Annotated in this window: 20 protein-coding genes; 15 read left to right on the top strand and 5 right to left on the bottom strand. The window is 76.1% G+C overall.

Features of this window, described 5'->3' with window-relative positions; translation table 11 throughout:
- Positions 1-78 precede the first annotated feature (78 nt).
- Positions 79-729: a ferritin-like fold-containing protein gene (locus E4P43_RS06320; RefSeq protein WP_135144568.1), complete on the top strand. Its 651-nt coding sequence runs from the start codon at positions 79-81 to the stop codon at positions 727-729.
- Between the two features lie 66 nt (positions 730-795).
- Here the strand turns inward: E4P43_RS06320 and E4P43_RS06325 are convergent, their stop codons facing one another.
- Together E4P43_RS06325 and E4P43_RS06330 are read right to left on the bottom strand one after the other, a co-directional pair.
- Positions 796-1038: a DUF3107 domain-containing protein gene (locus E4P43_RS06325; RefSeq protein WP_135144569.1), complete on the bottom strand. Its 243-nt coding sequence runs from the start codon at positions 1036-1038 to the stop codon at positions 796-798.
- A gap of 102 nt (positions 1039-1140) precedes the next feature.
- A complete protein-coding gene (locus tag E4P43_RS06330; RefSeq protein WP_135144570.1) occupies positions 1141-1782 on the bottom strand; it encodes a TetR/AcrR family transcriptional regulator in 642 nt (213 codons plus the stop codon).
- A gap of 70 nt (positions 1783-1852) precedes the next feature.
- Here E4P43_RS06330 and E4P43_RS06335 point away from each other — a divergent pair, with 70 nt between their 5' ends.
- The 9 genes from E4P43_RS06335 (at position 1853) to E4P43_RS06370 (ending at position 14809) form a co-directional block, all read left to right on the top strand.
- Positions 1853-2893, top strand: a complete 1041-nt coding sequence (locus E4P43_RS06335; protein ID WP_135144571.1) for an alpha/beta hydrolase — start codon at positions 1853-1855, stop codon at positions 2891-2893.
- A gap of 42 nt (positions 2894-2935) precedes the next feature.
- Positions 2936-3817, top strand: a complete 882-nt coding sequence (locus E4P43_RS06340; protein ID WP_245158964.1) for a DUF3152 domain-containing protein — start codon at positions 2936-2938, stop codon at positions 3815-3817.
- A gap of 41 nt (positions 3818-3858) precedes the next feature.
- Positions 3859-5280, top strand: coding sequence for a hypothetical protein (locus E4P43_RS06345; protein ID WP_135144572.1), 1422 nt, complete (start codon positions 3859-3861; stop codon positions 5278-5280).
- A gap of 628 nt (positions 5281-5908) precedes the next feature.
- A complete protein-coding gene (gene moeZ / locus E4P43_RS06350; RefSeq protein ID WP_135144573.1) occupies positions 5909-7069 on the top strand; it encodes an adenylyltransferase/sulfurtransferase MoeZ in 1161 nt (386 codons plus the stop codon).
- A gap of 68 nt (positions 7070-7137) precedes the next feature.
- Positions 7138-7719, top strand: coding sequence for a TIGR03086 family metal-binding protein (locus E4P43_RS06355; protein ID WP_135144574.1), 582 nt, complete (start codon positions 7138-7140; stop codon positions 7717-7719).
- Positions 7720-7748: 29 nt separating this feature from the next.
- Positions 7749-8042, top strand: coding sequence for an MGMT family protein (locus E4P43_RS06360; RefSeq protein WP_167759089.1), 294 nt, complete (start codon positions 7749-7751; stop codon positions 8040-8042).
- Between the two features lie 45 nt (positions 8043-8087).
- Positions 8088-8249 (top strand): hypothetical protein, encoded by a 162-nt coding sequence (locus E4P43_RS19825; protein WP_167759087.1) that lies wholly within the window; start codon positions 8088-8090, stop codon positions 8247-8249.
- Between the two features lie 54 nt (positions 8250-8303).
- Positions 8304-11486 carry an ATP-dependent DNA helicase gene (locus E4P43_RS06365; RefSeq protein ID WP_245158965.1) on the top strand — a complete coding sequence of 1061 codons (3183 nt, stop codon included), beginning with the start codon at positions 8304-8306 and terminating at the stop codon, positions 11484-11486.
- A complete protein-coding gene (locus tag E4P43_RS06370) occupies positions 11483-14809 on the top strand; it encodes an ATP-dependent DNA helicase (RefSeq protein ID WP_135144576.1) in 3327 nt (1108 codons plus the stop codon). Before E4P43_RS06365 ends, E4P43_RS06370 begins: the two co-directional genes overlap by 4 nt.
- Before the next feature lie 36 nt (positions 14810-14845).
- On the opposite strand, the gene E4P43_RS06375 is transcribed toward E4P43_RS06370, so the two are convergent.
- Positions 14846-15340, bottom strand: coding sequence for a GNAT family protein (locus tag E4P43_RS06375; protein WP_167759090.1), 495 nt, complete (start codon positions 15338-15340; stop codon positions 14846-14848).
- A complete protein-coding gene (locus E4P43_RS06380; RefSeq protein ID WP_135144578.1) occupies positions 15337-16188 on the bottom strand; it encodes an alpha/beta hydrolase in 852 nt (283 codons plus the stop codon). The genes E4P43_RS06375 and E4P43_RS06380 overlap by 4 nt, the downstream gene beginning before the upstream one ends.
- Before the next feature lie 56 nt (positions 16189-16244).
- Here E4P43_RS06380 and E4P43_RS06385 point away from each other — a divergent pair, with 56 nt between their 5' ends.
- Positions 16245-17651 carry a M20/M25/M40 family metallo-hydrolase gene (locus E4P43_RS06385; protein WP_135144579.1) on the top strand — a complete coding sequence of 469 codons (1407 nt, stop codon included), beginning with the start codon at positions 16245-16247 and terminating at the stop codon, positions 17649-17651.
- Here E4P43_RS06385 and E4P43_RS06390 read toward each other — a convergent pair.
- Positions 17648-18421, bottom strand: coding sequence for a putative protein N(5)-glutamine methyltransferase (locus E4P43_RS06390; RefSeq protein ID WP_135144580.1), 774 nt, complete (start codon positions 18419-18421; stop codon positions 17648-17650). The two genes, E4P43_RS06385 and E4P43_RS06390, sit on opposite strands and share 4 nt — an antisense overlap.
- Positions 18422-18471: 50 nt before the next feature.
- Here E4P43_RS06390 and E4P43_RS06395 point away from each other — a divergent pair, with 50 nt between their 5' ends.
- Genes E4P43_RS06395 through nudC form a run of 4 tightly spaced genes read left to right on the top strand, consistent with a single transcriptional unit; the run spans position 18472 to position 22964 of the window.
- Positions 18472-19368, top strand: coding sequence for a DUF2510 domain-containing protein (locus tag E4P43_RS06395; protein ID WP_135144581.1), 897 nt, complete (start codon positions 18472-18474; stop codon positions 19366-19368).
- 52 nt (positions 19369-19420) lie between these two features.
- Positions 19421-20731: a pitrilysin family protein gene (locus tag E4P43_RS06400; protein WP_135144582.1), complete on the top strand. Its 1311-nt coding sequence runs from the start codon at positions 19421-19423 to the stop codon at positions 20729-20731.
- A complete protein-coding gene (locus tag E4P43_RS20790) occupies positions 20728-22086 on the top strand; it encodes a pitrilysin family protein (RefSeq protein ID WP_135144583.1) in 1359 nt (452 codons plus the stop codon). The genes E4P43_RS06400 and E4P43_RS20790 overlap by 4 nt, the downstream gene beginning before the upstream one ends.
- Positions 22083-22964, top strand: a complete 882-nt coding sequence (gene nudC, locus E4P43_RS06410; RefSeq protein WP_135144584.1) for an NAD(+) diphosphatase — start codon at positions 22083-22085, stop codon at positions 22962-22964. The genes E4P43_RS20790 and nudC overlap by 4 nt, the downstream gene beginning before the upstream one ends.
- Position 22965 lies beyond the last annotated feature (1 nt).

Here is a 22965-nt window from a genome sequence, read left to right on the forward strand (position 1 = left end):
CGCCGCGCTCCCCGTTGTTGCCTCGGTCACTCGCCGGGGGCATGTGCACCACGCTGTCGAGCCCCGTAGGAGAGTGCCGTGCCCCCGGTCGAGAACACGGCCGTCGCCGATCTGCTGGGCGCGCTGGCCTACGCCGAGCTCACCGCGTTCGACCGGCTCGCCGAGGACGCGCGCATGGCGCCGACGCTCGCCGGCCGGGCCGCGCTGGCCCGCATGGCGGCCGCCGAGATCGCCCACCACGTCCGGCTCACCGCGCGTCTCACGGAGCTGGGCGTGGACCCCGCCGACGCCATGGCGCCGTTCGTCGCCGCGCTCGACACCTTCCACGAGAGCACCCGGCCCACCACGTGGCTGGAAGGGCTCGTGAAGGCCTACGTCGGCGACGGGCTGGCCACCGACTTCTACCGCGAGGTCGCCGGCTTCCTGCCCGAGCTCGACCGCGGCCTGGTGCTCGACGTCCTCGCCGACACCGGCTACGCCGACTTCGCCGTCCGGGAGGTGCGGGCGGCCATCGCCGCGGACCGCAAGGTGGCCGGCCGGCTCGCCCTGTGGGGACGGCGGCTGGTGGGGGAGGCGATGACCCGCTCGCAGGCGGTGATCGCCGAGCACGACGGGCTCGCCAGGCTCATCGTCAGCGGCACCGGCGACCTCTCCGGCATCGGCCGGCTGATCGAGCGGATCACCAAGGCGCACACCGAGCGGATGAAGGCCCTCGGCCTCAACCCGTGAGGGAGGGCCCCGGTGCCCCCCACGCCTCGCGAGCGCGGTGTGGGGGGCCGCACCGGGGCCGTCCCGTCAGGCTCCGGTGCCGGCGATGAAGCCGACGCGGCGCTGGTCGGCCTGCGCGATCTCCACGTAGGCGATGCGGTCGACCGGGACGAGGACCTTGCGGCCCCGCTCGTCGACCAGGGTGAGCAGGCCGTCCTTGGTCGAGCCGGACATGGCCGCGGCCACGTCGGACGCGATCTCGTCGGGGGACTTGGGGCTGTCGATGACCAGCTCCCGGGGCGAGTGCTGGACGCCGATCTTGACTTCCACGTGGGCGATGCCTCCTCGATTCGCGACTGCGCCCACGCTAGTCCAGCGGGTGGCCCGGGGGCCGGGCGAGCGGGTGCGCCGACAGCGAACGCGGCGCGACCGTCAGGTGGCGGGGGCGTCGTCCACGCGGGGGAAGCCGGAGATGCCGCGCCAGGCCAGCGACGACATGAGCTCCACCGCCTCGTCCCGGGAGACCGTGCCCTTGCGCGGCAGCCACCAGCGGGCGCTGCTCTCGGCCAGGCCGGCGAGCCCGGAGGCGATGAGCAGGGCGCGCTCGGCGTCGGCGCCGGTGTCGGCCGCGATCACGCCGGCGATCGCCTCGACGCAGACCCCGGTGCCGCGGTCGACGATGGCGCGGACGTCGTCGTCGTTGCGGAGGTCGGACTCGAAGACCAGCCGGAAGGCCTCGCCGTCGGCGTCGATGAAGTCGAAGTAGGCGCCCACGGCGGCGTCGACGCGCGCCCGGTTGTCCTCGGTGGTGCCCATGGCCTCGGCGACCCGGTCGGCCAGCTCCGAGACGTGCTCCTCCAGGAGGGCCAGGTACAGCTCCCGCTTGCCCGGGAAGTGCTGGTAGAGCACCGGCTTGCTGACGCCCGCCCGGTCGGCGATGTCGTCCATCGCGGCGGCGTGGAAGCCGTGCGCGACGAAGACGTCCTGCGCGGCACGCAGGAGCTGCAGCCGGCGCGCGCCGCGCGGCAGGCGGGAGGTGCGCCGGCTGGCCGCGGCGGGGCGTGAAGGCTGCATGGCGGGGAGATGTTACCGAGCGGTCGGGGTCGGCTCGGGGCCGCGGCACCCGGCGCTACCGTCGAGGGTGATGTCCGAGGCCCCGCTCTCCGCCACGCCGTTGCCACCGGTCGAGGGCGTCCTCCCGCCCTGGCCCGGCGAGGAGGTGCCCGTGCGCGGGGGCGCGGTGTTCGTCCGGCGCACCCCCTGGGCCGGCCTGCAGGACGGGGACGACGGCGCCGCCCGGGAGCGCGCGCTGTACGTGCACGGGCTCGGCGGGGCGTCGACCAACTGGACCGACCTCGCCGCGCTCCTGGCCGTCCGCTTCGAGGGCTGGGCGGTGGACCTCCCCGGCTTCGGCCGGTCGCAGCCGCCGCCGGGGGGCCGCTACACGGTCCGGGGCCACGTGCGCGCCGTCGTCGACGTCCTCGAGCACCTCGTGGCGCTGCCGGGCGCGGCCTCGGGCCGGCCGGTGCACCTGGTCGGCAACTCCCTCGGCGGCCTGGTGAGCCTGCTCGTCGCCGCCCAGCGCCCCGACCTGGTCGCCACCCTGACCCTGGTCTCCCCGGCGATGCCGGTCTACCGCGTGCCCCCGGCGTTCAGCCGTGCGCTGCTGCTGCTCCTGCTGCCGGGCGTCCCGACCCTCGCCGAGCGCCGGCTGGCCGGCGTCCGGCCCGAGGACAGCGTCCGCTCGATGGTGCAGATGTGCTTCGGGGAGCCGGGGAACGTGCCGGCCGAGCGCGTCGAGCAGGCGGTCGAGGAGATGCGCGAGCGCAGCGGCCAGCCGTGGGCGGACCGGGCGCTGGCCCGCAGCATGCGTGGCCTGATCAGCTCCTACCTGCGGGTCGGGCGGGCGAACGCCTGGCGCGCGGCCCGCAGGCTGCGGATGCCGACGCTGGTGGTCTGGGGCGCCCGCGACCGCCTGGTCGACCCGGCCCTCGCCCCCCGGCTGGCCGCCACCGCGCACGACGCCCGCCTCCTCGTCCTCGACCGGGTCGGGCACCTGGCGATGCTCGAGACGCCGGAGGTCACCGCCCGGGCCGTCCTCGCGCTCGCCGAGGCCCGAACCGCCGGAGCCGACGGCGCGGATGCGTCGGCTGTCGCCGACACGGCACGGAGCGTGAGACGCTGACTGCCTGACGACGGGAGCGTCGAGGAACGGGGAGACCGGCCGGTGGGTGGACGTCTGACCGACGACCGGCCCACGGCACGCCGGGAGCCGCTGGTCGCCCGGCGCGAGCCCCGGATCGGCCCGGACCGCCGCGACGGCGGGACGACCCGCCTGCGCCGCTTCGTGCGGCGCTACGGCTGGCGGGCCTACGCCATCCCGTTCCTCACCGTCGCCACCCTCGTGGTCCTGGTGGACCTCGCCCTCCACCCGCGGGCGACCCCGCCCGCCGCCGCTCCGACCGCGGCCACCCCGCCGGTGACGACGGCGCCGACCCCCGTCCCGACGGCGCCGGCCCAGGGCGACGCCGGTCCCACCGAGCCCGTCCCGCCCGCGGTCGCCGACGCCTACGTCGAGGTGGGCGCCGGCACCCTCTCGGTGGTCGACAGCGCGTCCGGGGTCCTCGGGTCCGGGCCGCTCCAGCGGTTCGTCGTCGAGGTCGAGGACGGCATCGGGGTCGACGGCGCCACGTTCGCCGCCGAGGTCACCGCCACCCTCGGTGACCCGCGCTCCTGGGGCAACGCCGGGCGGCTGTCGTTCCAGCGCGTGGGCGCCGCCGCGGCGGCGTCGGGCGAGTACGACTTCCGGGTCAGCCTGGTGAGCCCGGGGAGCATGGAGCGGTACTGCCCCGGCGTGGGCACCGGTGGGTACACGTCCTGCCGGTACGGCGAGCGGGCGGTCATCAACCTGGCGCGCTGGGCGACGGCGGTGCCCGACTACCAGGGCGACGTCGCCACCTACCGGCAGTACGTCGTGAACCACGAGGTCGGCCACGCGCTCGGCAACGGGCACGAGAGCTGCCCCGGGCCCGGCGCCCTCGCGCCGGTCATGCAGCAGCAGACCCTCGGCCTCGAGGGCTGCGCGAAGAACGCCTGGCCGTTCCCCTGAGCGGCGCCCTGCCGGTGCGGGCCCGTCGATAGCCTGGTCCGGTGACCGGCCGGCGCTCGGACGACCCCCTCCTGCTCACGTTCGAGGAGGTGACCCGGCACCGGCCCGTCGAGCTGCTCTCCCCGTTCGTCGCCCACGACCGCACCGACGGCCTCGACGTCCCCGGCGGGGAGCCGGTCCGGCTCGGGAGCGGGCCGCGGGCACCCTTCTGCGCCGTCCTGGTCGACGTCGCCGCCCTGGACGCCGACGGCGTGGTCGAGTGCGGGCTCGCCGGTCCGGGCGGGGTGCTGGCCTCCTACCGCGCGGGGGAGGGTGCGGTCACCGTCGAGGTGGCGGGTCCGGGCGGCGGCGTCGTCGTCGGCTCGGCGCCGGCGGGGCTCACCGCCCCGTTCCGGCTGGCCTGCGTCGTCAACGAGAGCCGGGTGACGGTGCTCGCCGCCCCCGCCGGGGGCGAGGAGTGGCGGCCGCTGCTCACCGTCCGCGAGGAGGTCTCCGCCGTCACCGACCTGCGGGACCCGGCGGTGCTGGGGGAGCTGCAGTACGCCTGCGGGGGCCGCTCCACGCGGCTGGCCCGCGTCCGCGCCGGTCACTCGGGGGCCGTCGGCCTGCGCGACCCGCAAGTGGTGCGCACCGCCGACGGGCGGCCGGTGGTCCGCGACGGGCGGCTGTACCTGACCGCCACCAACGCGGGGCTGGGGTTCTTCCAGCAGGCGCACTGGGGGGTGTGGGCCCTGGACCTCGCCGACCCCACGCGGCTGGCCCAGGTGGGCGCGCTGTTCGCCGAGCGCGACGGGCTGCTGCTCGGTGACCACGCCGGCGCCCTGGTGCTGGACGAGGAGGACGGCAGCTGGCTGGTCCTCGTCTCCTCGTGGGGGGACCACACCCCCGAGCGCGGCGTGCACGTCCGCCACGCGACGGTCAGGGGCGCCGACCTGCTCGAGGGCGTGCACGTGGTCACGACCGAGCGGCTGGCGCTGCCCACCGACGTCAGCGCCTGGGACCCGTCGCCGGCGCGCGTGGGCGGGCGCTGGTTCCTGGCGTTCACCGAGTGCCCCTCGTTCGGCCCGCCGCGGTACGTCTTCCACCCGGCGCTGGCGACGACGACGGACGCCGACCCCACGCAGGGCCTCCGGCGGGTCGGTGCCGACGAGGCGCTGGAGCAGACCGAGGGCACGCTCCTCCAGCGGTTCGGGGAGGACTGGTTCCTGCTGGCCAGCTACCGCGACGCCGCCGAGTACCCCGTCTACGACCTCGGGGTGCGCCGGCTGGGTGCCCTCTGCGCGCCGTACGGGACCAACATCCCTCATCCCATGGCGGTGCACGCCGACGGCCGGTGGTGGATGGTCACCTTCGACGGCACGCCCTGGCACGAGGAGGCCCTCGGCTACGGCACGCACGGCGACCTGGTCGTGCTGGCAGGTCGTGCGCCGTCGGCGCGCGGGACGCTGGACGCCGCCGCCTGAGCGGAGGGCGCGCCGGCCTCGATGACCTCTCCCGCGACCGTCGTCGTGACGGCGTCATGGTCTCGGCCCTCGACGAGCAACCGGGCCGTCCGGATCTCCGGCAGCACCTGGACGACGTCGGTGGTGGCACGCCCGACCCCCTCGGCCGGCACCTGCACGGCGGCGAGGGTCTCCGCGATGGCTTCCTCCGGGGAGCCGCACCGGGTCGCTGGCCCCGAGGTCCTGTGCAGCCGTGACAGCACCTCCAGCGCACGGCCCGCCGTCGTCGGACCGCTGCCGAACCACGGCGTCCAGCTGCAGGTCCCGGCGGCCGAGGACAGGACGGGCCGTGGCCGGCGGGTCGACGGTCTGCTCCACGGACCTGTCGTGTGCCTCGCCGTGCAGCTCGGCTGCGAGGCTGCCGACGAGCTGCCGCTGCGACGCGGTGTCGGCCTCCGCCTGCGGCCCGTACGACAGCAGCTCCACAGCTCGGGCGGAGGTCGGCAGGTCCGCGACCCTTCTGCCGGGACAGGGGCAGGGGGAGCGGTGAAGGACCCATGCCGCGGCGGGATTACCGGCGCCTGTCACGCTGTTCTCCACTCGAACGCCGGTCCTCCGGGGCCGTTGTCCGCGACGTGAAGGAGCAAGCGTGTCCCTGCCACCGCTGGTGGAGCCGGCCGCAGACCTGTCGATCGACGAGGTCCGCCGGTACAGCCGTCACCTGATCATCCCCGACGTCGGCATGGACGGGCAGAAGCGCCTGAAGAACGCCAAGGTGCTCGCCGTCGGTGCCGGTGGCCTCGGTTCGCCGGTGCTGATGTACCTGGCCGCGGCCGGCGTGGGCACGCTCGGCATCGTCGAGTTCGACACCGTCGACGAGTCCAACCTGCAGCGCCAGATCATCCACGGCGCCTCCGACGTCGGCCGGTCCAAGGCCGAGAGCGCGCGGGACTCCATCAAGGAGATCAACCCCTACGTCGACGTCCGCCTGCACGAGACCCGGCTGGACAGCGACAACGTGCTCGACATCTTCGGTCAGTACGACCTGATCGTGGACGGCACCGACAACTTCGCCACGCGCTACCTGGTCAACGACGCGTGCGTGCTGCTCGACAAGCCCTACGTCTGGGGCTCGATCTACCGGTTCGACGGCCAGGTGTCGGTCTTCTGGAACGAGCACGGGCCGAACTACCGCGACCTCTACCCGGTCCCGCCGCCGCCCGGCATGGTCCCCAGCTGCGCCGAGGGCGGCGTGCTCGGCGTCCTCTGCGCGACCATCGGCGCCATCCAGGCCACCGAGGCGGTCAAGCTCATCACCGGTATCGGCGAGACGCTGCTCGGCCGGCTCATGGTCTACGACGCCCTGGAGATGACCTTCCGCGAGATCAAGATCCGCAAGGACCCCGAGGGCGAGCCGATCACCGGTCTCATCGACTACGAGACCTTCTGCGGCGTCGTCTCCACCGAGGCGCAGGAGGCGGCCGCGGGCGCGACGATCACCGTCGACGAGCTCAAGGACATGATGGACGCCGGCAAGGACTTCGAGCTGATCGACGTCCGCGAGCCCAACGAGTACGAGATCGTGTCGATCCCCGGCGCGAAGCTCATCCCCAAGGACGAGCTGCTCTCGGGCCGGGCGCTGTCGCAGCTGCCGCAGGACCGGCCGATCGTGCTGCACTGCAAGACCGGCGTCCGCTCGGCCGAGGTGCTGGCCGCGATCAAGAACGCCGGCTTCAAGGACGCCGTCCACGTCCAGGGCGGCGTGACGGCGTGGGCCACGCGCATCGACAAGGCGCTGCCCACCTACTGACCCACCGGAGGCCCGGTTCCGTTCCGATTCGAGGAGCGGGCCGGGCCTCCGTCGTCTTGACTGGCGGTATGGCCGACTTCTCGCCCGTGGAGCTGCTCGAGCTCTTCCAGCGCGCCCAGAACCAGTTCACCGACCGCGTCGACGCCGTCGACCCGGACCAGTGGGAGGACCAGGCGCTGCCGGAGTGGACGGTCGCCGACCTGGTCGCGCACCTGGTGAGCGAGCAGCTCTGGGTGCCGCCGCTGCTGGCCGGTGAGCCCTACGCCGAGGGCCGCTTCCCCGACGAGACCAGCGACCTGCTCGGCAACGACCCCTTCATCGGCTGGGAGTCCGCCGCGGACAACGCCCTGTCCGCCTTCGCCGAGGACGACGCCCTGGTCCGCACCGTCCACCTGGAGCGGGGGCCGACCCCCGCCACCCAGTACATCCTCGAGATGACCGCCGACCTGACGGTGCACGCCTGGGACCTGGCGCACGCGACCGGCGGCGACACCGAGCTCGACGGCGAGCTGGTCACCGCCGCCCTGGTCTTCGCCGAGCAGCTTCCCGAGGACGGCGTGCCGGGGCTGTTCGACCCGCCGCTGGACGTCTCGGCCGCTGCCTCGCCGCAGACCCGTCTCCTGGCGCGGTTCGGCCGCAAGGACTTCTGAGCGGGCGGCCCGCACGCCACGATGGGCGGGTGACCGGTGCGCTCGACGTCGACGAGGCCGTCTTCGACGCCGTGGAGCGGATCCCGCCGGGGCGGGTGAGCACCTACGGCGCCATCGGCCGGCTGGTCGGGGTCGGGCCCAGGCGCGTCGCCCGTGCGCTGTCGCAGGGCGGGGGAGCGGTGCCCTGGTACCGCGTGGTGCGGGCCGACGGGTCGGTGGCCGAGCCGGTGCGCGTCCGCCAGCTGGCGCTGCTGGCGACCGAGGGCGTGCCGGTGCGCAACGGCCGGGTGGACCTGGCGGCCGTCGGCTGGCCGGACGGCTGAGGGGCCGCGCTCAAGCACGCGGCCCGGCGTGCCGATCACCGGGGCATGAACACCATGGCGTGCCGGGCAGTGGCCCAGGCCGGGCTGGTCGCCGGAACCGCGTCCCTGGACGAGGAGCGCGCCTTCCCGCTGCTCCTCGTCGCCGGCTGGCTGACGACCGCGGCCGACCTGATGCTCGAGCAGGGCCTGCTGGACTCGCTGGCCTGACCCACCGGCCACTCCTGCCCCGGGGATGTCGTAGCCCCGTGCTTCCATCGAGGGGTGGCACAGCGCGGGGGTGAGGGCGGTCCGGTCTACCGGCTGCTGGCAGGGGAGCCGCCGCGCACCACCGCACCGGTCCTCGACCCCACCCAGCAGGCGGTCGTGGACCACCCCGCCGGGCCCCTGCTGGTCCTCGCCGGACCGGGGACCGGCAAGACGACGACGATCGTCGAGGCCGTCGCCACCCGCATCGACGCCGGGATCGACCCCGAGCAGATGCTGGTCCTGACCTTCAGCCGCAAGGCCGCCGCCGAGCTGCGCACCCGGATCACCGCCCGCGTCGCGCGCACGATCCGCGAGCCGCTGGCCCGCACCTTCCACTCCTACGCCTACGGCGTGCTCCGGCGAGCCGCCGTGCTGCGCGGTGACCCCCCGCCGCGGCTGCTCACCTCCGCCGAGCAGGACGCCGTCGTCGCCGAGCTGCTGCGCGGCGACGCCGAGGGCCTGGGCACCGTCCGGTGGCCGGAGGACCTCGCGCCGGCGCTGGGCACCGAGGGCTTCCGGGCCGAGCTGCGCGAGCTGCTGCTGCGCGCCACCGAGCGCGGGGTGGGCTCGGCGCAGCTGGCGGCGTGGGGCCGGGAGACCGGCAACGAGCACTGGGTGCACGCCGCGGCCTTCCAGCAGCAGTACGAGAACGTCAGCGACTTCTGGGTGGCCTCCCGCGGTGACGCCTCCGGCTACGACCCCGCCGAGCTCGTCCGCCAGGCCATCCTCGAGCTGAGCGAGGACCCCGAGCTGCTCCGGCAGGAGCGCGAGCGGGCCCGGTGGCTGTTCGTCGACGAGTACCAGGACACCGACCCGGCCCAGGTGGAGCTGCTCGAGCTGCTCGCCGGCGGCGGCGGCAACCTGGTCGCCGTCGGCGACCCGGACCAGTCGATCTACGCCTTCCGCGGCGCCGAGCCGCGCGGCATCGTCGAGTTCACCGAGCGCTTCCGGCACACCGACGGGCGCCCCGCGGGCCGCGTCTCGCTGGGCGTCTGCCGGCGGTCCGGCGCCGAGCTGCTCCGCATCAGCCGGCAGGTCGCCGAGGGGCTGCCCGGCCCGTGGGAGCACCGCCGCCTGGCCGCCGGTGAGGGCACCCCGCCCGGGGAGGCCGAGGTGCACGTCTTCGGCTCCGCCGCGGTCGAGGCGGCCTACGTGGCCGACGTGCTGCGGCGGGCCCACCTCCTCGACGGCGTTCCGTGGTCGGAGATGGCCGTGGTCGTGCGCACCGCATCGGTGCTCGGCCCCTTCCGCCGGGCCCTCGCCTCGGCCGGTGTACCCGTCACCGTCTCCACCGACGACCTGCCGCTGGCTGCCCAGCCGGCCGTCGCCCCGTTCCTGCGGGCGCTGTCCGCGCTCCTGCCCGGTCCCGACGGCGGGCCCGCCGGCCTCGACGAGCCGGGGGCCGAGGCGCTGCTGGCCTCCGCCCTGGGCGGGGCCACCGTGCTGGACCTCCGCCGCCTCCGTCGCGCGGTGCGGGTGGCGCTCGCGAAGCAGGGCGTGGACGCCGCCGAGCGCGGTGCCCCGCTCGCGGACGCGCTCACCGACGCCACCCTGCTGGACGCGCTGCCCGACCACGTCGCCCGCCCGGCCGCCCGGGTGGCCGCCGTGCTGGACGCCGGCCGGCTGGCGCTGGCCCAGGACGGCACGGCCGAGGACGTGCTCTGGGCGATGTGGCAGCGCAGCGGCCTGTCCTCCCGCTGGGCGCAGGCCAGCGCGGCGGGCGGGCCCACGGGCGCGGTCGCCGACCGGGACCTCGACGCGGTCGTCGCGCTGTTCGACGCCGCCGCCGGGTTCGTCGACCGCCTCCCCTCGGCCGACGTGCGGGCCTTCGTCGAGCACCTCTCCGCCCAGGAGCTGCCCGGTGACACCGGTGCGGCGCGCGCGGTCGCGGGCGAGACGGTCCGCCTGCTCACCGCGCACGCGTCCAAGGGCCTGGAGTGGGAGCTGGTCTGCGTCTCGGGCGTCCAGGAGGGCCTGTGGCCCGACCTGCGCGAGCGGACCTCGCTGCTGGGCGCCGAGGTGCTCGTCGAGAAGGCCGCGGGCATCGACGGCGCGCGGGTCGACCGCCGCACCCTGGCCCTGGCCGAGGAGCGCCGGCTGTTCTACGTCGCCGCCACCCGCGCCCGCCGGCGGCTGGTGGTCACCGCCGTCGAGGGTGCGCTGGACGGGGCGGACGCCGGGGCCACGGCGTCGCGGTTCCTGGACCTCGTCTCCCCACCGCCGGCCGACGGGCGGCCGCTGACCGAGCTGCCCCGCGCGCTCACCCTGCCGGCCCTGGTCGCCGAGCTGCGCCGGGCGGTCACCGACCCGCAGACCGCACCGGCCCGTCGCTCCGCCGCGGCGGCGCTGCTGCGGCGGCTGGCCGACGAGGGTGTCCCCGGCGCCGCCCCGGCGCGCTGGTGGGGGCTGGCGCCGCTGTCCGACGACGCCCCGCTGGTGCCCGAGGAGGAGCCGGTGCGGGTGCGGCCCTCGGCCATCGAGACCTTCCAGCGCTGCCCGCTGCGGTGGGTCCTCGGCGCGGTGGGTGCCGAGGCCTCGCCGGACGCCACCCGGACGGTCGGCACCGCGGTGCACGACGTCGCCCAGCAGGTCGCCGAGGGGATGTCCGCGGCCGATGCGCGGGTCGCGCTCGACGCCGAGCTGGACCAGCTCGACCTCGGCCCGGGCTGGGCGGACCAGCGCCAGCGGGTGCAGGCACAGGAGATGCTCGACCGGTTCCTGCGCTGGCACGCCGCCAACGACCGGGAGCTGCTCGCCGCGGAGGGCGACGTCGACGTGGTCGTCGGCCGGGCGCGGATCCGGGGCCAGGTCGACCGGCTGGAGCGCGACGCCGAGGGCCGGCTGGTCGTCGTCGACCTGAAGACCGGCAAGAGCCCGGCGAAGAACACCGAGGAGCACGGCCAGCTGGCGGCCTACCAGGTGGCGGTCGCCGCCGGCGGGTTCGCCGAGCACGGCACGGTGCCCGGTGGGGCGGCCCTGCTGCAGGTGGGCACCGGCGCGAAGGCCAAGGAGCAGCACCAGGAGCCGCTGCCGGCGGAGGTGCCGGTGGGCGAGACCTGGGCCGGGCAGCTCGTCGCCGAGGTGGGCGAGGGGATGGGGGCGGGCAGCTTCGAGGTGCGCACGGGGCCCCACTGCTCCCGCTGCCCCGCGCGGCGCAGCTGCCCGATGCAGGAGCCGGGCCGGCAGGTGACCGGGTGAGCCGCCACGACGACGGTCAGCTCTCCTTCGAGGACCTGCTGGCCGAGGTGGCCGAGCCGCAGGCCGCGCCGCGCCGGCTGCTCAGCCCGGCCGAGGTGGCGGAGCGGTGCGGGCTCTCCTACGCGCCGTCCGACGAGCAGGCGGGTGTCGTCTCCGCCCCCGCGGACCGCCCGCTGGTCGTCGTCGCCGGTGCGGGGTCGGGCAAGACCGAGACGATGGCGGCCCGGGTGTCCTACCTGGTGGCCAACCGCATCGTCGAGCCGGAGGCGATCCTCGGGCTGACCTTCACCCGCAAGGCGGCCAGCGAGCTCAACGAGCGGATCCGGCTGCGGCTGGCCGCGCTCGCCCGCCACCCCGACACCGACGCCGACCTCCGCGAGCGGCTGGCGATCGCCCAGCCCACCGTGTCGACCTACCACGGGTACGCGGCGGCGCTCGTCGCCGAGCACGGGCTGCGCATCGGCGTCGAGCCCGGGGCGGGCGTCCTCGGACCGGCCATGTGCTGGGGTCAGGCGGCGACGGTGGTGGCCGCCTGGACCGGCGACATGTCCGACGTCCCGCTCACCCTCCTCACCACCGTCGAGGACGTGCTCGCCCTCGCCGGCGAGATGGGGGAGCACGACGTCACCTCCGCGGCGCTGCGGAGCTGGACGGCGCGGCTGGAGGCGCAGGTCGCCGGCTACCCGGACGCGCCGCGCAAGCGCGGCCCCTACAAGGACGTCACCGACATGCTCGCCCGGCAGAAGGCGCGGGTGGCGCTGCTGCCGCTGGTCGAGGCGTTCGAGGCGCGCAAGCGGTCGCTCGGCTCCATCGACTACGCCGACCAGGTGGCGTACGCCGCGCGGATCGCCGTCGCCTCGCCCGAGGTCGGCCGCCGCGAGCGGGCGCGCTGGAAGGTCGTGCTGCTCGACGAGTACCAGGACACCAGCGTCGGGCAGCTGCGCATGCTCGAGGCCCTCTTCGGCGGTGCGAGCGGGCACCCGGTGCTCGCCGTGGGCGACCCGCGCCAGTCGATCTACGGGTGGCGCGGGGCGTCGGCCGGCACGATCGAGCGGTTCGCGCGCACGTTCCCCGGGCTGCCCGGGCGGGCGGCGCAGCGGCTCACGCTGGCGACGAGCTGGCGCAACGACGAGGCGGTGTTGGCGGTCGCCAACGCCGTCTCCGCGATGCTGCCCGAGCCGGCCCAGCCGCTGCCCGACCTCGCCCCGGCACCCACCGCCGGCCGGGGTGCGGTCACCGTCGGGCTGTACGAGACCGTCGCCGACGAGACCACGGCCCTGGCCGACCGGATGGCCGCCTGCTGGAACGGGAAGGACGCCGTGGTCCAGCCGCGCCCCGACGGCCGGCCGCCGTCGATGGCGGTGCTGGTCCGGACCCGCAAGCAGCTGCCCGGCATCGCCGCGGCCCTGCGCGAGCGCGGCCTGCCGGTCGAGGTGGTCGGTCTGGGCGGCCTGCTCGAGGTGCCCGAGGTCTCCGACGTCGTCGCCACCCTCACCGTGCTGGTCGACCCGACCGCCGGCGACGCGATGGGCCGGCTGCTGAGCGGCGCCCGCTGGCGGATCGGCCCGCGCGACCTGGCCGCGCTGGAGGCCCGCGCCCGCGCGCTCGTCCACTCCCGCCGGCCGGCGCGCCGGCCCGAGGGGGAGGCCGCGGCCACCGCCGAGCCGCCGCAGGAGCGGGGCAGCATCGTGGAGGCGCTGGACGACCTGGGCGACGCCGAGCAGTACTCGCCGGCGGGCTACCGGCGGCTGCGCCGGTTCGGTGCCGAGCTCGCCCACCTGCGCGGCCGGATCGGGGAGTCGCTGCCCGACCTGGTCGACGAGGTGGCCCGCACCCTCGGCCTGGAGACCGAGCTGGCGAGCACGCCCGGGGTCAGCCCGGCCGGTGCACGCGCCCACCTCGACGCGCTGCACGGTGTCGCCGCCGAGTTCACCGAGCTGTCCGAGCTGCCCTCGCTGCCGGCGTTCCTCGGGTACCTGCGCGACGCCGAGGAGCGCGAGCGCGGGCTGGAGCCCGGGGAGGTGGCGGTCAACCCCGAGGCGGTGCAGCTGCTCACCGGGCACTCGGCCAAGGGCCTGGAGTGGGACGTCGTCGCCGTGCCCGGGATGACCGACGGCCAGTTCCCGGCCCGCACGAACGCCAGCGACTCCTGGATCAAGGACCCCGGGGCGGTGCCCGCGGAGCTGCGCCTCACCGACCGGGCCGAGCTGCCCAGCCTGAAGCTCCCGGTCCCCGGCTCCGGCGACCAGGCGGCGGTGCGGGACGCGCTGGAGGACTACGTCCAGGACTGGAAAGACTTCGGCCGGGACGAGGAGATCCGGCTCGGCTACGTCGCCGTCACCCGCGCCAAGAAGCTGCTGCTGTGCTCGGGCAGCTGGTGGCGCGACGGCGTGAAGCCCTGCGGACCCTCGTCGCTGCTGGTCACCGCCAAGGAGGCGTGCGAGGCCGGCGCCGGCACGGTCGTGCACTGGGCCCCGGCGCCGGAGGACGGCGCCACCAACCCGGCGCTGGAGGAGTGGCCGGTCGGGGTCTGGCCGGCCGACCCGCTGTCCGGGCCCCGGCGCCGCGCGCTGACCGCGGCCGCCCAGCTGGTCGAGGGCGCCGCGCCGCACCCCCTGGACGCCGAGCGGACCCTGGGCGGCGAGGACGAGCTGCTCGACCAGTGGGTCCGCGACGCGGACCTGCTGCTGCGCGAGCGGGCGCGTCACTCCGGCTCGACCGTCGACGTCCCGCTGCCGTCGCACCTGTCGGTGTCGGCGCTGGTCACCCTGCGGCGCGACCCCGCGGAGCTGGCCCGCCGGCTCCGCCGCCCCATGCCCGCCGCGCCCGCGCCGCAGGCCCGCCGCGGTACGGCCTTCCACGCGTGGCTGGAGGAGCGGTTCGGCGCGGCCCGGCTCGTCGACCTCGACGAGCTGCCCGGCTCGGGTGACGAGCTGGCCGCGCCCGACGACGCGCTGACCGAGCTGCGCGAGGCGTTCCTGGCAAGCGAGTGGGCCGACCGCCAGCCGGTCGAGGTCGAGGTCCCCTTCGAGACGCCGCTGGGACCGCTGACCCTGCGCGGCCGGATCGACGCGGTCTTCCAGCGGGAGGACGGCGGCTACGAGGTCATCGACTGGAAGACCGGCCCGCCACCGTCCGCGGCGGAGATGGCCGCGGCCTCGGTGCAGCTGGCCGCCTACCGGCTGGGCTGGTCGCGGCTCACCGGCGTGCCGGTCGAGCAGGTGAGCGCGGGGTTCCACCACGTGGCGGCGAAGGAGACGATCCGCCCGGTCGACCTGCTCGACGAGGCCGGGCTCCTCGCCCTGGTCACCGGGGAGGACTAGGCGACGCGGCGATGTGTCGACTCGTCGACACGTCGCTCAGCCGAGGAGCAGCCCGAACTCCTGCACGGGGGCGCCGTCAGGGGACCGGTGGAGTGCCGACGGCGTCATGCCGAGCCTCCGCGCCACCGCGGCCGAGGCCGCGTTCTCCGCGTGCACCATCGACACCAGCCGGTCGACGCCGCGTTCGCGGGCCAGGCCCACCGCGGCACGGGCGGCCGCCGTCGCCAGCCCGCGCCCCCAGAACCGGCGGCCCAGCCGCCAGCCGGCCTCCAGCGACCCCGTCGGGCCCCACGGGTGGCTCCACGGGTGGATGCCGGCGAAGCCCACCACCTCGCCGTCGACGACGACGCTGAACAGGCACAGGCCGGTGGCGCCGGCGAGCTCCTGCTGCCGCTGGACCAGGCCCGCGTAGTACGGCCGGTCGCGCACCTCGCCGGAGCCGATGAACCGCATGACCGCGGCGTCGTCGAACAGCTCGGACCACCGGTCGGCATCGGCAGCCGTCGGGACCCGCAGCCGCGGCCCGGTCACGACGAGGCGACGCGGTCCAGGATCGCTGCGGCCAGCTGCTCGGGCGCCTGCTCCGGGACCCAGTGCGTGACCCCCGGCAGCTCCACGAAGCGGTAGTCGCCGACCACGAACTCCGCGCACGCCTCCGCGGCGGTCCGCCCGATGGCGACGTCGCCGTCGCTCCACACGTAGGTCGTCGGCACCCCGACCTTGTCCACGCGGATGTCGGAGCTCATCGCCCGGTACCAGTTCAGCGCCGCGGTGAGCGCGCCCGGCGCCGACAGCACGGCGACGTACTCGTCGACCGCCTCCGGCGACACCCCCGTCTCGCCGTCGGTGCCCAGCAGCATCCGCCGCAGCCGGCGCGCGCCGTCGGCGAGGAGGACCTCCTCGGCCTTGCCCGGCTGCCAGAACAGGCGGATGTAGGCCGACCGCTCCTTCTGCTCCGGGTCGACCCGGAAGGCGGCGGTGTAGGCCGCCGGGTGCGGCACCGAGACGGCGGTGAGGGAGCGCACGCGGTCGGAGTGCCAGGCGGCCAGCGTCCAGGCGACGTTGGCGCCCCAGTCGTGCCCGACGACGTCGGCGACGGGGATCTCCAGCGCGGTCATCAGGTCCGCTGTCACCTGCGCCAGGTTCTGCATCGCGTAGGCCTCGACCTCGTCCGGCCGGGCGCCGGGGGAGTAGCCCAGCTGGTCGGGGGCGTAGGTCCGCAGGCCGGCCTCGGTCAGCAGCGGCGTGACCGCCGCCCACGACGCCGAGGTCTCGGGGAAGCCGTGCAGGAGCAGCACCGGCCGCCCGTCCTCCGGCCCGTCGACCCGCACGTCGAAGGTCAGGTCGCCGACGTCCACGCGCAGCAGCTCTCCGGGCATGGCCCGCACGCTAGCCGGGCGGGGGCCGCCGCGCTGGCGGCACTACCGTCGACCCCGTGACCAGCGAGCGCGAGTACGTCACCGCCCACCTCGACGACCTGCACGCCGACCTCGACGCGTGGGTGCGGATCCCGTCGATCTCCGCGGACCCGGCGCACGCCGGGGACGTCGCCGCGAGCGCCGCCTGGCTCGCCGACGCGCTGCGCCGCACCGGCTTCCCGACCGTGGAGATCTGGCCGACCGCGGGCGCTCCCGCCGTCTTCGCGGAGTGGCCCTCGGCCGACCCCGACGCCCCGGTGGCGCTGGTCTACGGCCACCACGACGTGCAGCCGGTCGACCCGCTGGAGCTGTGGGAGCACCCGCCGTTCGAGCCGACGCTCGTGGAGGGCCCGGACGGACCCGAGCTGCACGGCCGCGGTGCCAGCGACGACAAGGGGGTGCTGATCGTCCACCTGCTGGGCCTGCGCGCCCACCTGGCCGCGACCGGCCGCGAGACCCCTGCCGTCACCGTGAAGATGCTCGTCGAGGGCGAGGAGGAGTCCGGCTCCCCGCACTTCGAGGCGCTGCTGCGGGAGAGGGCCGACCGGCTGGCCTGCGACGTCGTCGTCGTCAGCGACACCGGCATGGCGGCACCGGACGTGCCGAGCGCGGTGACGGCGATGCGCGGCCTGGCCGACGCCGAGATCACGCTGCGCGGCCCGGCGGTCGACCTGCACTCCGGCTCCTTCGGCGGCGCGGTGCCCAACCCGCTGCACGCGATGGCCGAGCTGGTCGCGAAGCTGCACGACGAGCAGGGCCGCGTCGCCATCCCCGGCTTCTACGACGAGGTGCGGCCGCTGGGGGAGCGCGAGAAGGAGCTGATGAGCCGCGTCCCCTTCGACGAGCAGGCGTGGCTGGCCGGCCCCGCCGCCTCCCGCGCCACGTTCGGCGAGGCCGGCTTCAGCACCCTGGAGCGCACCGGCGCGCGCCCGACCGCGGAGGTCAACGGTATGTGGGGCGGGTACACCGGCCCGGGCCACAAGACGATCATCCCGGCCGAGGCGCACGCCAAGGTCACCTTCCGGCTGGTGTCCGACCAGCGGCCCGAGGACGTCGGCCCCCGGCTGCGCGCGTGGGTGGAGGCCAACGTCCCCGACGGCATCGAGGCCGAGGTGCACACCCCGCCCGGTGGTGTCGCGCCCTGCGCCAGCGACCTGGACTCCCCGCACGTGGAGGCGCTGCTGGCGGCGATCGGGCAGGCCTTCGACACCGACCCGGCCGACGTGCTGTTCACCCGCGAAGGGGGCAGCGGCCCGGAGGCCGCCATCGAGGGCGCGCTCGGGGCACCGCTGCTCTTCCTCGGCGTGGGGCTGCCCACCGACCGCATCCACTCGCCGAACGAGCGGGTGCTGCTGCCGATGCTGCACCGCGGCGCCGAGGCGGCCGCCCACCTCTGGCGGGAGCTGGCCGCCCGCCGGGCCTAGGGGGCGGTGCCGACGACGACGGTCGCGCCACGCTCCTCGTCGGTGACCAGCCGGGCGGCCAGACCGGCCGCGCCGACCAGCGACAGCGCCTCGGCCACCTGGCCCCGGCCGCACTCGAAGAGGAGCGACCCACCGGGGGCCAGCCACGCGCGGCCCTCGGCGGCGACGCGCCGCGCGAGCGCCAGGCCGTCCGGCCCGCCGTCGAGCGACACCCGCGGCTCGTGGTCGCGGGCCTCGGGCGGCATGAGCGCGATCGCCCCGGTCGGCACGTAGGGCACGTTGGCGGCCAGCACGTCGATCCGGCCGCTGAGCCCCGGGGGCAGCGCGGCGAACAGGTCGCCGGCGTGCACCGGGACGCCGGGCAGGTTCCGCCGCGCGCAGGCGACCGCCGCCGGGTCGACGTCGGCCGCGTGCAGCTCGACCCCCGCGACGGCCGCGGCGAGCGCGGCACCGACGGCGCCGGACCCGCAGCACAGGTCCACGACGACGGCCCCGGGGCGGGCCAGCCGGACCGCCTCCTCGACCAGGGCCTCGGTGCGCCGCCGGGGCACGAAGACCCCCGGTGCCACCACGATCCGCAGGCCGGCGAACTCCGTCCAGCCCAGCAGCACCTCGAGCGGCGTCCCGGCGACCCGCCGCGCCACCAGGCCCTCGAGCGCGTCCCGGCTCCCTGCGGCGGCGGTGAGCAGCCGCGCCTCGTCCTCGGCGAAGACGCAGCCGGCCGCCCGCAGCCGGCCGACCAGGCGGGGGTCCGGCGGCGACGGCTGCACGGGACCTCCGGGAGCGGTGGGGGCGGTGGGCGACGACCTAGGCTGGCGGGGTGACCGGAGCCGGGCAGACCCCTCCACCGGGCTGGTACCCCGACCCCAGCGGTGCGCCCGGCATGGTGCGCTGGTGGAGCGGGGAGACCTGGTCCGACGTCATGATGCCGTCGGGCCCGGGCGTCTCGGTGGGCACGGTCCCCGGCGCCCCCGCGCAGCGACCGGCCGAGCCCGCCGCGGAGCAGCCCTCCGAGGGGCCCGCGCGCCGCCCGGGACCGTCGCGCGCCTGGACCGCCGCGGTCGCGGTCGTCGTCCTGGTCGCCGCCGTCGTCGGCACCCTGCTCGCCGTCCGGTCCGGGGACGACGGCCCCGACCGCAGCGCTTCCCCGCCCTCCTCGGGAGGGCTGCCCGACCCGCCCTCCGGGGCGGGCCCGGGCTTCCCGCCGGGGACCGTCCGGATCATCGACGAGGCCGCCGGCATCTCCTACCCGTACCTGGGGGAGGGCTGGTCGGAGTTCGACCTCGGCCTGCAGCTGGAGACGACGGAGACGGCGGGGCAGTACTTCACCACCCAGGAGGACACCCCCGACGGCGGCATCTTCATCTCCCAGTGCACCTCGGGGCCGGTGGAGCCGCAGTACGGGGACGCGGCGGACCTGCGCTCGACGGTGACCACGCTGGCGGCGAGCGTCCGCGCGAACTACTACCCCGGACCGAACGAGCGGGAGGTGCTGCGCGACGAGGCCCGCACGGTCGACGGCCACCGGGCGCACCTCTACGAGTTCTCGCTGAGCTGGGACATCGAGGGGTACGACGCCACCGGGGAGCGGGCCGCGCTGCTGCTGGTCGACGTCGGGCGCCCGGCGCCGGCGCTGCTCTACATCTCGATCCCGAACTCCCACGCCGAGCTCTACGGCGTCATCAACCGGGTGCTCGACGCCGTCGACGTGCTGTGACGGTCGTCCACCGGACGGCGGGGCGTCGGCGCCCGCGGCTACTGTCGGGCGCGTGACTGCAGCTGGTACCGAACTGACCCTGCGGCACCCGATCGAACGGTTCACGCTGGAGAACGGGCTGCGGGTCGTCCTCGCCCCCGACCGCAGCGTGCCGGTGGTGGCGGTGAGCGTCTACTACGACGTCGGGATGCGCAACGAGCCCGAGGGGCGGACCGGGTTCGCCCACCTCTTCGAGCACATGATGTTCCAGGGGTCGGCGAACGTCGCGAAGATGGAGCACGCCCGGCTCGTCCAGGCCGCCGGCGGCACGTTCAACGGGTCGACGCACCAGGACTACACGAACTACTTCGAGGCGCTGCCCGCCGAGGCGCTGGAGCGCGCCCTCTTCCTCGAGGCCGACCGCATGGCGGCGCCGGCCATCACCGAGGAGAACCTCCGCAACCAGATCGACGTGGTGAAGGAGGAGATCCGGGTCAACGTGCTCAACCGGCCCTACGGCGCCTTCCCCTGGCTGCAGCTGCCGCAGGTCGCGTTCAAGAGCTTCGCCAACACCCACGACGGCTACGGCTCGTTCGTCGACCTGGAGTCCTCGACCGTCGACGACGCGACCGACTTCTTCCACCGGTACTACGCGCCGGGCAACGCCGTCCTCTGCATCGGCGGCGACCTCGACGTCGCCGAGACCGAGAAGCTGGTGCGCCGCTGGTTCGGCCCGGTGCCCGCCCGCGACGTCCCGCCGCTGCCGCCGACCGGCGAGCCCTCGCCGACCACCGTGCGCTCGGCCGTCGTGGAGGACCGGCTGGCCACCGCGCCCGCGCTGGCGCTGGGCTGGCGGGTGCCCGACCCGGTCGGCGACTTCGACACCTACCTCGGCACCGTGCTCCTGGCCGAGGTGCTCAGCGAGGGCGACGCCTCCCGCCTCGAGCGGCGGCTAATCCACGGCGACCGGACCGCCATCGCGCAGAGCAGCTACGTCGGCCTCTTCGGCGACCCGTTCGACGTCCGCGACGCCACCCTCCTCACCACCCAGGTGCACCACCCGGCCGGCGTCCCCGCCGAGCGGGTGACCGCGGCGGTGCACGAGGAGATCGGCCGGATCGCGCAGGACGGCGTGGACGCCGAGGAGCTGCGCCGGGTCCAGGCACGCACCGAGGCCCAGCTGCTCCAGCAGTCGGACTCCATCCTGGGCCGCACCCTCTCCTTCGCCGCCGCCGAGCTCGTCCACGGCCGCGCCGAGCTGGCGGGGGAGCTGGCCGCGCGTCTCGCCCGGGTCACCCCCGAGGCGGTGCAGGCGGCGGCCCGGGGCCTGGACCCCGGCACCGTCGCGATGCTCGAGCTGCGACCGGCAGGAGGCGCCCGATGAACGCCCCGACCTCGCTGATCCCGCCGCTGGGCGAGCCCCGGCCGCAGCCGGTCCCGCAGGCCGAGGAGACGACGCTGCCCAACGGGCTGCGCCTCGTCGTCGTCCCGCGTCCCGGGGTGCCGCTTGTGGAGCTCCGCCTGCGGGTGCCCTTCGCCGCGGCGAGCGCGCGCAACGCCGGGGTGCACGCCGCGCGCGGCGCCGTCCTCTCCGGCGCGGTGCTGCTGGGCAGCCAGCAGCACGACCAGGCGGAGATCGCGCAGCTGCTGCAGACCCACGGTGCCGAGCTCTCCGTGGCCACCGACGCCGACCGGCTGCTCTTCGGGACGACGCTGCTGCCCGGCGGCCTCGCCCCGGTGCTGGGCGTGCTCGCCGAGCTCCTCACCGGCGCGAGCTACCCGGCCGGCCAGGTCGACGGCGAGCGGGACCGGCTGGCCGAGCGGATCGCCATCGCCCGCACCCAGCCCGGCACGATCGCCCGGTCGGCGCTGGCCGCCCGGCGCTACGGCGCCCACCCCTACGCCATCCAGCTGCCCGACGCCGACCTCGTGTCGGCGGTGCGCGCCCCGGCGCTGCGCCGGCTGCACCGCGAGCGGGTGCTGCCCGCCGGGAGCATCCTCGTGCTCGTCGGCGACCTGGACCCGCGGGCCGCGGCCGACACCGTCGCCGCCGCGCTCGAGGGGTGGACCGGCAGCGGCACCGCCGTCGAGGCCCCACCGGTCACCGAGCTGCGGCCGGCCGGCATCGAGCTGGTCGACCGGCCCGGGGCGGTGCAGTCCAACCTGCGGCTGGGTGGCCCGGCGCCGCGCCGCACCGACGCCGACCTCCCGGCGACGCGCCTGGCCGCGATGATCTACGGCGGCTACTTCTCCTCCCGGCTGGTGGAGAACATCCGCGAGCGCAAGGGCTACAGCTACAGCCCGCGCAGTGCCATCGACCACCAGCGGGCGACCTCGTCGTTCCTGGTGGAGGCCGACGTCGCCACCGAGGTCACCGGCCCGGCGCTGCTGGAGACGCTGTACGAGCTCGGCCGGATCGCGCTCACCCCGGTGACCGAGGTGGAGCTGGACGCGGCGCGCCGCTACGTGCTCGGCAGCATGGCGCTGTCCACCGCGACGCACGCCGGGCTGGCCAGCACGCTGTCGGCGCTGCTGGGCGCGGGCATGCCGGCGGACTGGCTGCGCAGCCACCAGCAGGACCTCGCCGCGGTCACCGTCGAGCAGGTGCAGGCGGCCGCCGCCCGGTACCTGGCGCCGGAGGCGCTCACCGCGGTCGTGGTCGGCGACGCCGACCGGGTCGCGGCCGAGCTGGGCACCCTCGGCCCGGTCACCGTGACCGGGAGCGGCGACAAGGCATGACCGGGGACCGGCGGCCGCTGCTGTCGCGGGCCGCGCACGACCGGGCGCACCTCGCCCGGTCGCTGCCCGACCCGGCGCGCGGCCGCCCGGTCCGGGTGCTGACCGTCGACCCCCAGCGCACCGTCCCGGTCCAGGAGGGCCCGTCCGGGCCCGCGCTGGTCTGGGACGAGCGACCCGAGCTGCCGCTCGGGGCGGTGTTCCTCGGCGAGGCCGACGGCGTCCCCTACGCGGCGGTCCGCGGCGAGCGGTCGCTCACCGTCAACGGCCGCCCGGTCGACTCCTGGGCCGGGCTGCGCGACATCGGGGCCGACCTCGGCGACCTCGACGCCGGGCTGCTGGCGGAGGCCATCGGCATCCTCGAGTGGCACGAGCGGCACCGGTTCAGCCCGCTGACCGGCGAGGCCACGACGGTGGAGCGCGCCGGGTGGACGCAGCGCGACCCGAGCACCGGGGTGGAGTTCTTCCCCCGCACCGACCCCGCCGTGATCATGCTCGTCCACGACGGCGGCGACCGCGTCGTCCTCGGCCGGCAGGCGGTCTGGCCGCCCGGACGGTTCTCCATCCTCGCCGGCTTCGTCGAGCCGGGGGAGTCGGCCGAGGCCGCCGTCGCCCGGGAGGTCGAGGAGGAGGTCGGCCTGCGGGTCACCGACATCCGCTACGTGGCCAGCCAGCCGTGGCCGTTCCCGCAGTCGCTGATGCTCGGCTTCGTCGCCCGGGCCGACGGGGAGCAGGAGATCCGGGTCGACCCCACGGAGATCGAGGAGGCCCGCTGGTTCACCCGCGACGAGCTGCGCGCACCGGACGGCCGGCTGGCCATCCCGCCGTCGATCTCCATCGCCCGGCACATCCTCGACCTGTGGGTCGCGGGCGAGCTCTGAC

The organism is Blastococcus sp. TF02A-35 (assembly GCF_004571075.1).
Taxonomy (GTDB): Bacteria; Actinomycetota; Actinomycetes; order Mycobacteriales; family Geodermatophilaceae; genus Blastococcus.

Excerpts from the sequence above, each read along its gene's own strand:
- E4P43_RS06330 (WP_135144570.1), bottom strand. The coding sequence starts at position 1,782 with ATGCAGCCTTCACGCCCCGCCGCGGCCAGCCGGCGCACCTCCCGCCTG.
- E4P43_RS06335 (WP_135144571.1), top strand. The coding sequence starts at position 1,853 with ATGTCCGAGGCCCCGCTCTCCGCCACGCCGTTGCCACCGGTCGAGGGC.
- E4P43_RS06355 (WP_135144574.1), top strand. The coding sequence starts at position 7,138 with ATGGCCGACTTCTCGCCCGTGGAGCTGCTCGAGCTCTTCCAGCGCGCC.
- E4P43_RS19825 (WP_167759087.1), top strand. The coding sequence starts at position 8,088 with ATGAACACCATGGCGTGCCGGGCAGTGGCCCAGGCCGGGCTGGTCGCC.
- E4P43_RS06380 (WP_135144578.1), bottom strand. The coding sequence starts at position 16,188 with ATGCCCGGAGAGCTGCTGCGCGTGGACGTCGGCGACCTGACCTTCGAC.
- E4P43_RS20790 (WP_135144583.1), top strand. The coding sequence starts at position 20,728 with ATGAACGCCCCGACCTCGCTGATCCCGCCGCTGGGCGAGCCCCGGCCG.
- nudC (WP_135144584.1), top strand. The coding sequence starts at position 22,083 with ATGACCGGGGACCGGCGGCCGCTGCTGTCGCGGGCCGCGCACGACCGG.